Origin of the sequence: Acrocarpospora sp. B8E8 (genome assembly GCF_039871605.1) — a bacterium.
Classification (GTDB): Bacteria; Actinomycetota; Actinomycetes; order Streptosporangiales; family Streptosporangiaceae; genus Acrocarpospora; species Acrocarpospora macrocephala.
In genome coordinates this window covers 1-15,822 of the sequence record NZ_JBDPLV010000072.1, presented here as the reverse complement: position 1 = coordinate 15,822, position 15,822 = coordinate 1, and the positions used below count along the sequence as shown (strand labels likewise).

Here is a 15,822-nt window from a genome sequence, read left to right as displayed (position 1 = left end):
TGTCTTCAGGAGTAATCTGCAGTGGATGAGTCCAAACATCCACGCTCTACCCGAAGAGTTGGACACGGTTGGCGCATTCGGGGCCGGCTCCTCGATCTTCTTAAGGGGCGGTAATACACGAGTCCGAACCGTCTCTGGAATCACCATTGACTCTGGATCGCTTGATCAACGACGGTCACAAGTGGGAAGAGCTTCTTCGGCACTTTCCAGAGGCCAAGCAAGTTGAGTTAGTCGAACGCCTGCAGTAAGAATTCGGCGGGGCGCCCCGCTTTGCCCTCTTGAACGCTCTTCGGCGGACGCCGACCCAGAGGGTACAAATCCTTGACTTCCTCGGCCGTCCGGCCGAGGAAGTCTCCGTACCGATCCCCAAGTACCACTTTCGAAGCGAGGTATGGCCCATTTCTTCACTAGCAAGACGTAGTGAAACAAGTTAAGGCTCCGCTGTACGACAGATACCAGCGTGTCGCATTACATCTGCCAACCGGAGTCGGCAAGGCTCGGTGCGCCATGTATATTGCCGCCGATCACCTCAGGCAACATGGGCCAACGGTCATCATCTGGCTCGTATGGTCAGGAGTTACTCGAATAGGCCGCCGCGGAGTTCGAGCGCATGGTGGAAACTCGGCGACCGACCCGTCACCGTGGCCCGCGACTTGAGAGCCTCGCCTCAGCTGACCTCGGCGCTGTCACCGACCGCATCGTGATCCTCGGACTGGAGAATCGACCATCAAATCAGGGTGTGCCAATGCCTCTGACTTATTGAATGAGACGCGGATCGCTTCAGCAGTCGGTAAGCCCTTGTGCTTCTGAAGTCGCGAAGGGACGCTTCCAGGCGCTTGTTGGTATACAGCGGCATGGCAACGCTCCGCCATCCGAAGACGGCGGAGCGGCCCAGACCCCGCAACGTCATCCGGACGGACGCCCTGTATGGGATCGTCATCGTGCGCCGGAGCTGGGAATTAGGTGGTCATGGTCAAAATTCGAAGCGTGAAACAGCCTGATTTTCCGCTATGCTGAGGATGTCCGCGACTTTCACAGGTGTTGACCTTGGCGGGGTAACGCGCTGCTGACCCTCGCGTTGATCACCAATGCTGGCAGGGTGCGCGATCGACGTTGATGCGAGAGCGGGGCAGATGGCTGGTATGAGCAGCGGTCGGTTCGAGGAGCAGCGCGCGAGGAACTTGGAGCGCACTCGCGGCAGCGGCGTGCCGGATTCGGTTGCCAGGCTATTCGCGGTCGTCCAGGAACCCCGATGCGACGACGAGCCCTCGACCCCGGAATTCGACGGAATATTGAAAGACGAGGCTGCGCGTCTTCGGGAACGCATCAGCGGGCCAGCATCCGGCTCCGGCACGCTGTTCGAGGTCGGCGGGTTTGGCGGCCTGTTGGAGACCGAGGCGACGACAAGCGCCCGCCGTCTTCTCTCCGCCGCCGAGACCGAGGGTATGGCAAGAGCAGCTGAACTGTTACGTGCAGCTCTTGATCGATGCGGGAGCATCCCTCAGTTCCGCGCTGGAGTCGCCGAATCGCCATCGTTTCCTGAACACGAAAGAATCCTGAATCCGAAGACCGGGCGGCCGATTGGGATGTGGCGTTAGCCGACTAGTCGAGTGCCTCCGGAGATGCGCTGATAGTTGGGAAGGAAATGGGCAATCCAGGCCGCAAGGGTTTCCCATGAATCCGCAGGATCATCGTTCGTGCGGCCTATTTCTCCGCAGAGCTCAACGAGCCGCTGAACGGCCTTTATGGTTGTCAGGTTGCTACACTCGCGTGCGATCCGTCCAGTGAATCCTTGCCGGAGTATGGCTCCCACATATGTATTGAATTCTTTCTCTGTCGCCAGTCCAATGGGTATGCCCAATGCGGCTAGTTCTGGTCGGACAAGTTCCGCCACGCTTTCTTCACGTTGCCCGGTGTATACCCTCCAGAGGACTTCGGGAGGCCGATAGGTGGGCAGCCAGTCGCTACGGTCTGTTGCCTCGGGAGGTGTTCGGACCGGCATGGGTGGCAGCATTGCTGCAGCGCCGAGGACCGCATCGCGGTCGGCCTCTGTGGCCACCGCCGACGTCCCCCTTAGCACAGCTAACAATGACACGAGTGCAGGATCGTCTGCTGCAGTCTCGACCAGGATCTCGATGGCGCCCGGACGGTACCATCCCAGGCCGTTGGAGGTAACGTTTGCGGAACCTACCAGGGCGCGGACACCCGCAATGTACGCCTTCGCATGCACAACAGGGTGAAGCGCCACAGTCCCACCGCGCTGGCTAACGAGATCGAGCACGCGCGGGTCGCTCACCCCAGTTGCCACCTCGTCGGGTCGCCATCGTGTGATCACTTCCAGCGAGCACTCGTCGGGGAGCGTTGACAGTAGGGGCCCGATTCCCGAGACGGTGATGAAGGGCGCGACAATCGTCAGGACTTCCGCATCCCGCGCGAACGCCAGGAGGCGTTCACCGCAGCGTTGCGGGTCTAGCCCCAGCTGGGTCACGCGCCGCCCTCCCCTTCCTGGGTCTCATCCTCTCCATCGAACAGTGAGGCTGCCTTGAAGGCCCGGTCCTCAACGTATTCCGCGAGGCGGCGGCCCCATCCTTCGCGGATCTCCTGGATCTTCCCGATGAGCGGGCTCGTCCGGTGCTCGTTCTCGAACCGTGACCAAGCCAACAGAAGCCAGGTCATGGCATCTACGCTTTGCACCACCAGCCTCTTGGCCTCGTCTTCGCTCATCGCCTCAATCTCCTCGTTCGAGACGCGGAGTGGCCCGATTAGGCTTTTGTAAGCCGGGTGAGCGTTGTTAATACACAAGATCTCAAGGTTGAGTGCCTCGTCGGGCCAGAAGAACGCTGGTGCCTGCTTCACGGGGCGGTCAATCACCTGCACCGTAACGCCTCGTTGGTAATTAGCGATGATCGCGCCGCGGATCTCTGCCGGCACGTCCTGCTCTTCCAGCTTTTGCTCGATTGTTTCGGCTGCCTTGCTGGGATCCGGCTTGGTGTTAGCGTAGTCGGCCTCGCCAGGTGTTGGGCTGACGGCGGAGCGGGTCTTCTTGACGTTGGAGGCGACGCTCGTGACGGCTGGCTGGGCTCGTCGCGCACTGGAGGCAGCCTTCTGCTCGTCCTTCCCTTCCTGCTTCATCTGGTTAACGAGGGCGACGAGCTGGGATGCCATGTCGTACAGCTCCGCGATGGGGTGTTCTTCGTCGAACAACCCCTCCTCAATCGCCTCGTCTTTGGATAGACGATGCTCGCGCGCCAGACGTAGTGCCTGTGTGAAGTAGGGGGCGTCCTGCTTGTTGTTGGTGACCCCGAAAACCTCGTCGAGAAACGGGTCGAACGCGATCTCGACACCCCACCAGCGGTCCGTAGCTTCTTGCGCCAGCGTCTTCTCCAGGACTAGCTCGCGGTCAGCCCGCATTATGGAGATACCCGAGTTGTCGCGGGCGTGGCGTCCTTGGTGAGTGTCCTTTCCAGGGTTGCGGCCGGGCCTTGCTTGGGGCTTCGCTAGCGAAAGGCGGGCGTGAACGGTCGAGGTGCCTTGCCCGTCCGGCCGTTGGATGACGAAATCGCGGGACGTGTAGTGCTCGCCAAAGGGCGGCTCGTCCGTAATGCGAATCAGGCGGTCTCTATCGTCCTCGGCGGCCGCTTCCCAGTACTCCAGCGTGGTCTCAGCCACCGGGTGCAGGTACAACGGGTCATTGGGCCTAACGTCCTGGAACACGTCGGGCCCGCCCAACGTGTCCCCTTCCATGACGGCGACCTTAATACTGCGCCGTCGAGTATCGGAGGTCAGGAAGTCGCGGTAGACACGCCCGAGGAGGTATTCGGTGTGCGCGAACATCGCTTCTGCGCGCACCCAACGCAGCTTGTCAAGGTTCGCCCACCGAATCGCGGTACCGCTATAGACCGGTTGGCCCAGGGACGTGTCGGGAACGGCATGTTGTTTGAAGACATCAAGGACCCAGTCCGGCAGGGCGACGTAGCCCGGGCTTCCTGGGTAGGTCGGCCAGGGGACCGTCAGCGCCGCTTCCTTGGCGGAATCTTCGACCTTCTGCAGATCGAGGTACGTATGCGATGCGTTTTCCGGCTGTGACTTCTGCCAGGTCCACACGTCCGTCCGCTTGCACTGCGAGACGCTCGCCTGTGGCAGACCCATGCCGAATCGGCCGATGCCGGACCGGTCGTCGTACCTGCCGGAGCCACCGAAAGACAGCGCGAGATTCAGCGCCTCGTCCGTCATGCCTCCGCCGTCGTCGATGACCCAGATTTCGTCGACCCGCTTCGCAGCACGCTGCTTGCCTTGTACTTTTCGCTGCACGATCACCAGCAACACCGTGTTGGCGTTGCCCCACTGAAACGAATTGTCGATCAATTCGGCTAGGGCGTAGTCGGTACCCTTGTAGCCGGTGTCGCGGATCGACTTCACAGTCTGCGAACCAGAAAGGAGAGGTGCTTCCTTCCGCGCGATATCTGGCGCTACCACAAGTCCTCCCAGTGCGTGAAAGCAGCAGCAATAGATCCGAATGCTGGAACGGAGGGGTCGACAACGGTGACGACCACTGCCTTCTTGTTACCTCCGGCTTTCGGGCCCCGGATGCCGCGGCCTACCATTTGGCTGTACAACACGAGTGAGCGCGTAGGACGGGCTATCACGACCGCGCTCGTCTGCGGAGCGTCGAATCCTGTTGTGAGCACACCGTAGTTGACCAGCACCCGAGTAACGGGCACTGTGGTCTTATACATGCGGATCGCCGTGTCGCGGATCTCCGGCGCGGTAGTGCCATCGACCGCGTCAGCCAGCACCCCCGTCGCCCGTAATGTCGCCGCGATAACGTGGGTCAACTCGACGGATGCCGCGAAGACGATGATCCGGCGATGCGACTCCTTGACCAGCTGCAGCGTTGCCGCAGTGACTTCGTTGAGGTAGTCGTCCTCATCCATCCCAAGCTCGGCCGGGTCGTCGCTGTCGGCTGACGGCTCGTCCTCGACGTCCGGCAGCTCACCCAGCAGGCGGAATTCAGGCTCGGCAAGATAGCCCTGCTGTATTAGGTACTTAACAGGGCCAGCTGCGCCGCCATCCGCAGCAGTGTCTAGCTCGATCTTGGTGTGCTCGAAGAATGCCGCGAGTTCCTCGTCCGCGGAGGAACCGACAAACGTACGCCCCGGTGTGGCGCTCAGGCCAACGATGGGCGTGATCGGCTGCCCGGCCACGGACAGTTGTTGCACGACCTGCCGGTAGGTCGGGGCGATAGCTTGATGAGCTTCATCGAAGACGATCAGTCCTACCCGGCGTCCAAGGTTGCGGAGGAACCCGGGCTCGGCTCGACGTGCGTAGATCGTCTGCAGGCTTGCCACGAGGAGACCGTCTGTCAGGTCATCGCTGCGCCACTCCTGACCGCTCCATGCGGCCCGGATGGGGACTTCCCGGTTACCCAGTGCGCCCCAGGCGCGGTGGAACTCCCGCGCGGCCTGATCGAGAAGCTCGCGTGTGGAGGCGAGCCAGAGCACCGGTCGCCCCTCCTGTTCTCGAAGAATGTCGCACACCATGCTCAAGGTCGTGCGGGTCTTCCCAGACCCCGTCGGCATGTGCAGCAGAAGGCGGGTCCTGCCTTTCCTTAGCAGCGACCGCGCTTGCGCGACGGCGCGCCGTTGATGAGGAAACAGTCCGTATGCCGGAACGGCCTCGGTGGGCAGGGCCGCCGCCTTGTCGCTGTGGGCCTCCGGGAGTCCAAGGAAGACCGCAACGCGACCGGGATTCGCAAGAACCCCTCGCGTGCTCAGTTCAGCCGACTCCAGCGACAGGCGCACCGACAAGGCCCGACGCTGCTCTTCTGGCAGCTCATTAGGCAGCACTCCAGCGTCGGTGAGGCGACGGATGGCTGAAACCGGATCACCGAGACATGCCGCTGCGAGCACCGCGTCGGTCGGCATAGCTGGGACGAGGCCACCTCGGACAAGCCCGGCAATCGTACGGACTACTCGGGGGTCGGCGAGGGACCGGGTGCGTGCCGACGTACCTAGAAGGTCGAAGATCGTGTACCGGCCGATCACAGGCGATCAGATCCCGGTGGAAGACCGAAGTCTGTTGCCCGCGTAGAGACGCTGTGCTGAGGCCAGGGGATAGTTGGCGAGCAGGCGAACCGGAGGTCAACAACCTGTGCTCGAGTACGGAGTGGCGTGGGCCGGGGCACTGCAGCATTGCAGTCCATCTGAACGGCATCCTCCGCACGCATCACTTCGAAGGTTGTTGGCCACGTGGGCTACTAGATCGGATGCTACGGCATCGACTCGAATATCTCACTCCATCGCTGTGCCCGGGCAACAGTAGTCCTTGGTCGGCTGACCATGGGGACGATCTGCCGCCGTCACGGTAAGCACGAGGGTTCACGCGCGTCGTTTCACCTGATCAATGGTGATCTCGGCCAGCTAGGGGAGAAGCAGCCGCCACAGGTCCGACGGATGCCGGTGAGGAGGAGCTCTTGGATATTGGAGGTATTCAGGGCATTCGTGAGAGAGTGCGCAGGCAGCGAAGCTCCTGGTAGGCGGCATGATCTCGACAATCAGCCGGCCTACCGGCGCTTCGTTGCCCCTTGCCAGGCGATCGTTCTGCCGAAACGCGATCGTGATCACACTCGGCGTCTTCGCCGGCCGAGCCATCTCCCGCTTCAACGCTCACCGCCCGTGATTCACCACGAAATTTGCGGAAGAACCAGAGCTACACGGCCATTGACAGATACCGGCCTGCGCGAGGCTCTGAGGACCCTGAAGCTGTCGGGATGCTCGAGACGGTGGATGCCCTCTAGTCCCAGCCCACGGTAACGAACTCGGCAACTTCGGCCACCGTCCAACCTCTGTCATGTCGACGTGCAGTACGCCGTCTCAAGCCCTGGTCGTGGTTTGCAGCTGTTCTCGCCGGGCTTGCCAGACCCGTATTGCCGGGTTGGTTGGGGCGCACGCGGGGCAGCGGGGATCGCGGGCGAGCCGATCGGCGGCATTTACGCTGGCGGTGGGCTGAAGGAACTGGAATGTCGCTTGGTTGGCTTCCGGTGTTGTGGGCGTCATCGGTTGGGATATGAGCGTCTTGATCGTCTCGGCCGTGAGCATGACGCCAGCCATGACCGAGGTGAACCCGACCGCGAAGCGTGAGGGTGGATCGGGTTCCCATTTGCGCAGTGTGTCGAGCAGTCGTGTGCTGACCTCGCCGCATTCGCCACGGTGGAGCCAGCGCTGGACGTCGGCTTCATTGACGCCCGTTTCAGCGGCCAACGCCTGGACGGCCTGCGAGCCTCCATCGCGCGTCCGGGTGCGCAGCTCATCGTCACCCAGGAACGCTTCGGGCGGGTTGTAGCAGCGCAGGCAGACGTTGACCTCTGGAGGTCCTGCGCGCAGGACCTCGGCCCTTAGGTCGAGGGTGCTGCCTGACAAGATCAGCGGTGGGTAGCGGCTCTGCAGGGCCAGGCGGGCGCGGTTGGTGTCGACCGCAGAGACCAGCAGGCTCGGGGTGAGGTCCAGGTCCTCGAACCGGGCGTCGTGCGGGTGCCAGCGGATCGATGCGTCCCCGGCGATGCGGCCGCCTTCCGGTGCCTTAGCCTTTCCCAGGCTGGTCCAGCCGTAGATAGGGCAGCGGTTCAGGTTCGTTGTGGTGACGCCCTTGGGGTCGGCGTCGGCGAGGATGACGTTGCCGACCAAGTTTGGTGTGGCCCATAGTGCGTGGACCCAGGTGCTGCCGACGGCGCCGACGCCCGCCAGTGCGGTACCGGATAGATCAAGCCCAGCAAGGTCGGTGGGCGCGCCGGGTACGAGCTGGGTGGCGAGCGTCTGAGTCCAGCAGTCCCAGCCGTACGCCGTGGTGGACTGCGTGACATTCTGAGGTAGCCGGGCTTTGAGGTAGATCTCGCCGACGGCCAGCGCAGCAGCAACGTATGGACCGTAGGGCAGGGGGGTAGCGTCGTCCGCGTATGGAAACGGCTGGTCGCTGACGCCGCCCCACCAGCCGTGCCCGGTCACGAACCGCCGGTGCACGTGCTTGTCGTTGCGACCGTCCGCGCCGGGTCCGACGACAAGTACGACATCGGTTTCGGCCGATGCTGCCGCATGCTGGACGGGAGCCGTGCCGATGGCTCGTGCGCCATGCACGAGAGCGTCGCCCAGTGGTAGGTCGCGAGGGGCGAGGGGGACGATCCGCCCGGCCAGCGGCACCCGGGCAGGGCATACGACTTGAAGGGTGTCGACCACGCCGACAGCGCGGGCGAGCAAGTTGACCAGCATCCACGCCGTGTGCTGGGTAGCGGCTAGGTGCGCCGCGCAGGGCGCCACAACCACGGCCACGGCCACCGATCGGACCTGGCCGAACGGTTCGAGTCGCCCACCGATGTCGCCCTCATGCCGGTCGGAGATGCGTTCCACGATGTACTCCTGTGATCGATCAGGCCCGGGATCAGCCGTACGACGTCGTCGACCTCGTCTGCGCCGATCCGGCGCCAGCCGGTCGGCTCTCGCAAGTGAACGCCGGACTGCCAGGGCGTGGGGCGTCCGGATGCGTGGTGGGGAAGAACCAGCGACAGCGCGCCGTCGAGCTGACTGTAGGCGCGCCGGTCATCCTCGTGCGAATGGCTGACGTGCCGGTTTGCGTGGCTGTGGACCTGGGCGAGCCGGACTACTCCGAGGATGTCGAAATGATCTCCTGCCTGCGCCATAGCCGCAGCGCTGACCGCGTAGTTGCCTGGACTGGTTACGGCGTCGGGCACGGTGACCGTGGTCGCCACGCCTTGCACGGCGCCGGTTCTGTCGCGGTATCGGAAGCCATCGAGGTAGGCCACCCGCTCGTGGCCGGCCGGCGCGGTCGCGAAGGCCTGGAGCAGGGTGTTCCAGACCGGCTCAGGGATCGACAACACCGGACGGACCTTGGTAGCTGGGACTGGTGAGGGCGTCCTGGATCCGGGTGAGGGTCGCGCCAAGGGTGTGGCGGCCCTGCTGCCAGCGCTGTCCGGGGGTCGGGTTGTGGCCGGAGATGTAGTACTCGAACGTCATCGAGCAGCACACCAGCTGCCGTGGGACTCCATCTGGGGCGTTGGCCACGCTATTGGGGAAGGAGTAGGCGGCGTGGATCGCGAACCATTCGAGTGAGTTCAGGGTAGGCAGCCACCGGCTGCCCTGCGGGGCCTCGATCCAGCCCTCGCGGGCCGGCCGGTCAGCGAGGGCGGGGCGGGGCGGGCAGACGAACGCCGTGGTCGGCGGGTACGTGTCGTAGTACTCCCCGCCCAGCTTGACGTGGTAGGTGTCTCGTTCGCCCGACGGCCGGACTGCGGTTACCGTCACCACGGCGTGCAGTGGGTCGAGCCGCGTGAAGTGCCACCCGTTGGCCCGGGCCTGCTCGGCGGCTTCGATCCGGGCCAGGTGGTCGGTGAACACGGCGGCGGCGATCTCCGCGTCGGCGACGGCGGGTACCTCAGTGGGCATGGTCACGCTCCACCAGTGCCGCTGACGAACGCCCAGTGCAGGTTGTGGCAGTGGGCCTCGTCCAGGTATTGGGCGAGCGTGCGGGTGGCGTACTGGTACGCGTCCTCCCCGTTGCCGCGGCAGGTCAGCCGGTCGTCGGTCTCCCGGGTGATCCGAAACTGCGCGTACATGGCCTCGATCACGGACGCGATCGTCGCCGTGACCGGGACGCGCAGCCGGAGAGTGTCCCCGTTGTCCTTGTTGTCCACGGCCACCACGCGGCGGTGGCCGTGATCCTGCGTAGCCGACTCCGCGTCGGCCACCTCGCCTTCGGCGAGCACTTCGATTCCCCCGACATTGACCGTCATGATCTGCCCCTTCGTTCACGCGAGTGGTCGAGTCGTTCTTGATCGGGAACGATCATAGCGTTCCCGATCGAGAACGCGCTACGCTTTCCCATGAACATGACGTCGATGCAGCTCTCCGAGCTTGAACTGGCCCGGCAGGACTTCCCCGGAATCCCGGACGCCCAGCTGGTCATCCAGCTTGCCCAGCGCACCCTCGACGAGCTGGACATGCAGCCGCCGATCCGCCACGAGATCATCGCCTCGATGCGCGACATCGTCGAAATCGAAGAGAGCGATATCCCATGGGCAGGCTGCCTCGTGCCCGGGCCAAACGGCCTAGTGATGACGCTGCGCGCGGGAGACTGCTGGGGCAAGAAACGGTTCACCGCATTCCACGAGGTCAAACACACGTACCTGCCCGGATTCGGCATCGTCATGGAGTACCGGTGCGACCCGGCCACCCCACCGCAGGTGACGCAGATCCGCAACCCCGGCCTTGAGGCGCTATGCGACATCGGAGCCGCTGAACTGCTGTTTCCCCGGACTTCCTTCCTTGCCGACCTGGTCGGCAACGCCCGCACAATGCAGCTCGTAGCGGACCTGGCCACCCGCTACGACGCCAGCCTGGAAGCTACCGCCCGCCACGTGGTAGCACTGCACCCCGAGCCGACCATGCTCATCGCACTGGAACCCACGTGTAAGCCCAGTGCCCCACACGCCGAACCCACTCTGCGGGTCCAGTGGGTGCAGGCCACCGGCCAGTGGCCATTCGTGCCGAAGTACAAGTCGGTACCCGACGACAGCCCTTTCTGCCGCGCTCTCGAAGGCGAACTCGTGGAGGAGACGACCACGCTCGGCACCCTGATCAACACCGCCAACGGGCGGGTACGTGTCAGCGCAGGACTTTATCCATACACAGACCAACGAGGAGAACAACACATGCGTGTCCTCGCGCTGATCACACCCGCCAACCAGCCAAGGACAAGCCGTGGACGCTAACTCCGACCCTACGAACCCGACCCGCGATACCGGCGACAGCATCGGCGGCAGGATCCGCAGATACCGCCACGAGCGTCAGCTCAACCTCAGCCAGCTCGCCGAACACGCCAGCGTGAGCAAGGGCTACCTGTCCGCCCTGGAGAACGACCCTAAGGCCAGAAGACCCTCCGCCGAAACGCTCTACGCCATCGCCCAAGCACTCGGCGTGACCATGTCCGACCTACTCGGACGCAAACTTCTGCCTGCCGCCAGCACCGAGATACCCGCCAGCCTCCGCGAGTTCGCCGACGAGCAAGGCCTCCCCGAAGCCGACGTCCGAATGCTCAGCGCGATCCAGTTCCGCGGCGAACCCCCACGCACGAAGGAACGATGGCGATACATCTATATCGCTATCCGTACAAGCGAGGCACTCGATGGATGAGAGCGCCGGGGCCGTTCGTCTTCACAGAGATTAACTGGCCGAGGAGCCATCAGGTTACGCAGAGAAAGGGCACTCGATCTCCCATCGTGCTACGGGCGCCTTGCGATGAACGGTGATGAGCGGATTCCTGAGAGGCTGTCGACCACTTGATTGATCACGCCGCTGTAGGCTGCATCGAGCTCTTGGTGCATGCTCTTCGCACCGACGGTTGCGAATTAAAGCGACGTCGCAAATCAGGCCACCGATGATCTGGGCACCGGGGGCGTCGGCCTGGCGGACGGCACGAGTGCACGCCGAACCCATAGATCGAGTTTGACGGGGCAGATCGGGCGTGGCAACGCACCCTTGGCCAGCGCGGGCGGGAGGCGTCCTCGTCCAGGAAGCCGGCGGCGGCGTGCGCCCGCTTTCCTTAAGGTGGGTGCAACTACGCAACAGGGCGGACGATATCTGCATAGCGCTTGAGGATCTGCGGATTGCGTCGGAGACGTTGTTCGATCTCTGTTCGGCCCCACCACCCAGTGACATAGTCACCCCGGCGTCCAACTTCGTCTAGTAGGTCGATGACGGCCACTGCAGGCTGGCTAGATACTACGAGAAAGTAGCCTTCAGCTTGGTACTTGAATAGGGTGTCCAGAATTCCTCCACCGAGATCGGAACGGCCAACGCTGCGTTTACGTGCTTTACACTGAATAATAACGCGCCTTTCTCTTGCCGGTGTTTCACCGTCAGCGATTGCTACTCCGGGACAAGGTGGTGTGACCCAGTAGGCGATGAGATCGCGGCCGCCGTCACGCTCGCGGGATGTGCCGATGGCGCGGACCTCGCGCACGCCGGGTTCGCACTCCAGCAAATCGTAGATTAGTCGCTCGAATCTTCCACCATCGATCCCCTCCGACCAGGAGAACTCGCTGGGCGGGAAGAGTCGTTCTTGCTCAAGCTGGTTACGTTCGAGGACTAGCGAGCGTTCCCGCATGAAACCGGAGATCCCCGTTTCGTATCGCAGCAGAACAGCGCGGTTGCCCTTCGAGAAGATCGCTCCGTTCTCAAGCGGTATGACGCTGGCGCTGGTCGCAGGACTGCTGCTGTTCACCAGCGCCCCTTCTTGCCTTAGAATGCGATCTGCGATCTGGATCGCGTCGCGCGGAATGTAGTTGTGGAATTGCTTTCCTGTATATAGGAATCCATTGACCCCGGCGATCTCCTCAGATGGATCGGCTCTCGACAATTGAAGGAAGCTGGCAACCTCTGCGGACTCCACCACGGCGATGCCCCCATCGCCGGTTCGATAGTAGAACCACTCGGTGCTGTCGCGCTGAAAGAAAATATCTTCCTCTGACGAAGCGCCCGGGGGCAGAAGCCTGGCGATGTCCTCAGCCCATCGTTGATCTGTCAGGCGCTCTGGGTCGTAGCGGTCGTGCATAGGCAAGTTCGACTGCGGATGCCAGAACGAAGTTAGCGAATGCACTAGAAGCTCGAACATAACCAGATGCCCGAATAACTCCTTCGCGGCGGCAAAGCCCACGTCGTCCGGCGTTAGCAAGTAGCCCGCTCCCTGCTCAGGAACAATGTAGCGGCCGGAGAGCTCTCCCGGGATCATCGTGGCTGGGTGCTCAATATCAATCAGCATGGGAGAGCAGGCCCCTGCGCTCCGTAGCACAGACGCGACCACCCACGAGTAAACGTCGTGCAAGTCGGTTCGGTCTCCACTGAAGGCTCGCGATGCACTACATTGCAGTGCGGCCATGACGTCTCTGCCGGGAGTCGGTTCAAAGAGCAGCGACAACGGAGAACATAAAATTCCCACCTTTAATAGCCCCGACCGCTCATAGGCGCGGAAGCCTATGTCGGCAAACTCCAACACCAACTCCTTGATTCTCTCGATGAACTCATAGGCAGGATAAGGCTCACTCGACACGCTAAGTACCATACCAACCCACCGACGGATCGACCCAGGTGCGGCACACAGACATACACCAGCGCAGCCATCGCGAGTCCGGGAGGACCGTCTTGCACTACCGATTCTGAAACTGGATCTCGAATGGCCATCGAGAGCCAGCACGAGGCCAGCGACAGGAGACGGCCGGGGCACCGGCCGACGAAACAGACTCAGCAGGCGCAGCGCGCGGGCACGATAGCCGGGGGTCGATCGTTTCTATGCGCATATCGACTGGAAGGGCTCGTCCGGTAGGTACTGCCCCCACTCTTCGGCCGTGAGCGGCCGTCCGGCCAGGGCACAGACGGCCGCGTAAAGGTCGGTGGGTGTGGACACATGGCGGAGGCGTATCCCTTTGTCGAAACTTCCGCTGGCCAAGGTCGTGCCGTCCGGATTGAACGCCACCGCATAGCCTGTTGAGGCGTGGCGGTCATCGGACGGCCGATCTGTTTTCGGGTCCGAACTCGCTTCTCGTCGACTGCGAATGGTCGACCTGCAGATCCGCCAGGTGCCGAAAATAATGAGGCGCCGAATAACACCTCGTTCGCCAACCCTGCCCTGTCCACTCCACCTATGCACTGCTCCAAGCCCGGCTCTGCGAGATCGACTCCAGACTGTTGCGCGACGTTCGGCGTGAGCATGAAGGCGTCATAGCCGGTGGTGACGCCGGGCGTGAAACGACCCCGCCGAAATGGGTGTTCGGTGGGGTCTGGTGTTGCTGGTGGCGCGGGGATGTTCACTCTGTCGCGATGATCTCGGCGATCGCGTTGCGGGTGGCGGACTCGTCGACGATGGCCTTGCCGGTGACGAAGGTGGCCAGCAGAGCCTGGATGGCGATGTTGTTGATCTCTCGAGGTTTGCCGCGGCTGGTGTGGTGGATTAGGGCGATGGCGTCGTCGGAGAACAGCGGGTCGGAGCGTCCGGCCAGTTGCAGGTGGTGGCGCAGATAGCTGGTGGTCTCGGACTCGGTCATGCCGTCCATGTGACAGCGGACGGCGATGCGCTGATCGAAGGCGGCGAGCATGCCGAGTTTGACCATGCGGCGCAGGGTGGGCTGGCCGATCAGCAGGCAGGCGAATGGGCAGGTGCGGTCCATGTCGTGGTTGGTGAGCATGCGGATGGATTCGAGCTGGCCTGGGTCGAGTAGGTGGGCCTCATCCAAGACGATGACCGGGGTGCGGCCGCGTTCGTCGTATTCGATGGCCAGCGCGGTGCTGGCCTGGTTGATCAGGGCGGCGGTGGCGCGCTGGGGGCGGGCGCCGAGGCTGGCGACGATGAGGTGGTGCAGGCCGTGGACGCCGACGGTGGGGTTGCCCAGGTAGATCAGGGTGTGGCGGGTGGGGTCGAGCGCCTCGGCGGCGGCGCGGACCGCGACGGTTTTGCCGACGCCGACCTCGCCGGTGACCAGGCCCAGGGCGCGTTCGGCGACGCACCAGGTGATGCGGGCGACGGCTTCGTTGTGGGTCTGGTGGCGGTGCAGCATGCCGGGGGCCAGGTCACGGCCGAACGGCATGCGGGAAAACCCGTAGTGGGCTTGCAGGCGTTCGATCATGTCGAGTCCTTGCGTGTGTCGTCATGATGGTCGTGGTCGGCGGCGCGCCGCAGCTGGGCGGCTTGGGCGCCGGCGCGATCGGCCAGGTCGGGATCATTGGTGGCGTTGGCGATGGCGATGCGCTCCATCACCTCGGCCTTGGCCGCTTGATAGGCGGCCACCTCGGTGGGGTCGGCGCCGGGACCGGCGGCCTGCAGGCGTCGGCACCAGGCCAGGAGATCGGCGATCTGCCAGACCTGTGCGCTGTCGCCAGTGACGTCGGTCATCGGTCCTGCCCGGCGTGCGCTGGGGGAACCGCTTGGGGAACGTCGTGGCCGTCAGCGCTGTCGTCGGGAGGCTGCTGGCCGGTGTCGTTCGTGGTGGTGTCGTTCGTGGTGGTGTCGTTCGTGGTGGTGTCGTTCGTGGTGGTGTCGTTCGTGGTGGTGTCGATGTCGTCGAACAAGGCGGTGTAATTGATTTTGGTGGCCAGTTCGGCCTGATGGGCGGCGTCCATCAGCGACAGGTAGTCGATCCCGGTTGGCGTGGCAGGTTCGGGGTCGCGCTCGGGGCGGGCTTTGGGGTGGGCGTGACGTCCGATGGAGAAGGGGACCGCCAGGCCATAGCTGCGCCCGCCATGGCGGACCTCGATCCGATCCAGGTCGAACGGGTCGAAGACCAGCTCGACCTGGCGGCCGGCCAGGCTGGCGTCGACCTGGTAGCGGTTGCCGTGCAGGGAGACCAGCGCGGTCTTGGCTGCGGCGGTGCGCTGCTGGCTCCACTTGAACGCCTCGCTCAGTTGCGCGGGGGCAGGGCGCGGCAACGGTTCGCCTATACCGTCGCGCCAGCGCTGCAGCGGCGCCACCCCGGTGGAGGTGTGCGGGCGGCGATGGTAGTCGGTCTCGATCCAGGCGGTCAGCAGCCGGTTCAGCCCGTCCAGGTCGCTCGCCGCGGTGGTGGCATCAGCGGTGGCATCGGCGCCGAACTCGACCAGGAACTGCTCGCGGACGGTGCGGAAGAACCGTTCGATCTTGCCCTTGGACAACGCCGTCGACTACACCCCATCCCGACGATCGATACCGCCGGGTCCGGGTGACGCACCGATTCCATCCGCTGTTCGGCCGGGACTTCGAATTCGTCGCTCACCGCCACAACTGGGGTGA

At 63.7% G+C, this 15,822-nt stretch carries 14 protein-coding genes; 3 read left to right on the top strand and 11 right to left on the bottom strand.

Annotation, left to right across the window (positions count from 1 at the left end; genetic code table 11):
* Positions 1-1,142: 1,142 nt before the first annotated feature.
* On the top strand, positions 1,143-1,598 hold the full coding sequence (locus ABGB08_RS44095; RefSeq protein ID WP_347603456.1) for a hypothetical protein: 456 nt from the start codon (positions 1,143-1,145) through the stop codon (positions 1,596-1,598).
* Here the strand turns inward: ABGB08_RS44095 and ABGB08_RS44090 are convergent.
* The 7 genes from ABGB08_RS44090 to ABGB08_RS44060 all read right to left on the bottom strand — a co-directional run bounded on the left by ABGB08_RS44090 (position 1,595) and on the right by ABGB08_RS44060 (position 9,799).
* Positions 1,595-2,488 carry a phospholipase D family protein gene (locus ABGB08_RS44090; RefSeq protein WP_347603453.1) on the bottom strand — a complete coding sequence of 298 codons (894 nt, stop codon included), beginning with the start codon at positions 2,486-2,488 and terminating at the stop codon, positions 1,595-1,597. The genes ABGB08_RS44095 and ABGB08_RS44090 overlap by 4 nt on opposite strands.
* Complete coding sequence (locus ABGB08_RS44085) at positions 2,485-4,419, bottom strand: ATP-binding protein (protein ID WP_347603450.1); 1,935 nt, start codon at positions 4,417-4,419, stop codon at positions 2,485-2,487. The genes ABGB08_RS44090 and ABGB08_RS44085 overlap by 4 nt, the downstream gene beginning before the upstream one ends.
* 50 nt (positions 4,420-4,469) lie before the next feature.
* A complete protein-coding gene (locus tag ABGB08_RS44080; protein WP_347603447.1) occupies positions 4,470-5,924 on the bottom strand; it encodes a DEAD/DEAH box helicase in 1,455 nt (484 codons plus the stop codon).
* Positions 5,925-6,872: 948 nt separating this feature from the next.
* Positions 6,873-8,399 (bottom strand): hypothetical protein, encoded by a 1,527-nt coding sequence (locus ABGB08_RS44075; RefSeq protein ID WP_347603444.1) that lies wholly within the window; start codon positions 8,397-8,399, stop codon positions 6,873-6,875.
* On the bottom strand, positions 8,285-8,887 hold the full coding sequence (locus tag ABGB08_RS44070) for a hypothetical protein (protein ID WP_347603441.1): 603 nt from the start codon (positions 8,885-8,887) through the stop codon (positions 8,285-8,287). Before ABGB08_RS44070 ends, ABGB08_RS44075 begins: the two co-directional genes overlap by 115 nt.
* The gene (locus tag ABGB08_RS44065; RefSeq protein ID WP_347603438.1) at positions 8,871-9,452 is read right to left on the bottom strand and encodes a hypothetical protein; all 582 of its coding nucleotides are present in this window, start codon (positions 9,450-9,452) and stop codon (positions 8,871-8,873) included. Before ABGB08_RS44065 ends, ABGB08_RS44070 begins: the two co-directional genes overlap by 17 nt.
* 2 nt (positions 9,453-9,454) lie before the next feature.
* Positions 9,455-9,799: a hypothetical protein gene (locus ABGB08_RS44060; protein WP_347603435.1), complete on the bottom strand. Its 345-nt coding sequence runs from the start codon at positions 9,797-9,799 to the stop codon at positions 9,455-9,457.
* A gap of 105 nt (positions 9,800-9,904) precedes the next feature.
* On the opposite strand from ABGB08_RS44060, the gene ABGB08_RS44055 reads away from it, so the two are divergent.
* Positions 9,905-10,777 carry a hypothetical protein gene (locus ABGB08_RS44055; protein WP_347603432.1) on the top strand — a complete coding sequence of 291 codons (873 nt, stop codon included), beginning with the start codon at positions 9,905-9,907 and terminating at the stop codon, positions 10,775-10,777.
* Entirely contained in the window at positions 10,767-11,198 is a 432-nt protein-coding gene (locus tag ABGB08_RS44050) for a helix-turn-helix transcriptional regulator (protein ID WP_347603429.1), read from the top strand. Before ABGB08_RS44055 ends, ABGB08_RS44050 begins: the two co-directional genes overlap by 11 nt.
* A 424-nt stretch (positions 11,199-11,622) precedes the next feature.
* Here ABGB08_RS44050 and ABGB08_RS44045 read toward each other — a convergent pair whose 3' ends face one another.
* From ABGB08_RS44045 to ABGB08_RS44030, 4 genes are all read right to left on the bottom strand, one after another.
* Positions 11,623-13,113, bottom strand: a complete 1,491-nt coding sequence (locus ABGB08_RS44045) for a hypothetical protein (protein ID WP_347603426.1) — start codon at positions 13,111-13,113, stop codon at positions 11,623-11,625.
* A gap of 754 nt (positions 13,114-13,867) precedes the next feature.
* Positions 13,868-14,683 (bottom strand): ExeA family protein, encoded by an 816-nt coding sequence (locus ABGB08_RS44040; protein ID WP_347603423.1) that lies wholly within the window; start codon positions 14,681-14,683, stop codon positions 13,868-13,870.
* Complete coding sequence (locus ABGB08_RS44035; RefSeq protein WP_347603420.1) at positions 14,680-14,949, bottom strand: hypothetical protein; 270 nt, start codon at positions 14,947-14,949, stop codon at positions 14,680-14,682. The genes ABGB08_RS44040 and ABGB08_RS44035 overlap by 4 nt, the downstream gene beginning before the upstream one ends.
* Positions 14,946-15,704 (bottom strand): Mu transposase C-terminal domain-containing protein, encoded by a 759-nt coding sequence (locus ABGB08_RS44030; protein ID WP_347603417.1) that lies wholly within the window; start codon positions 15,702-15,704, stop codon positions 14,946-14,948. Before ABGB08_RS44030 ends, ABGB08_RS44035 begins: the two co-directional genes overlap by 4 nt.
* Between the last annotated feature and the right edge of the window lie 118 nt (positions 15,705-15,822).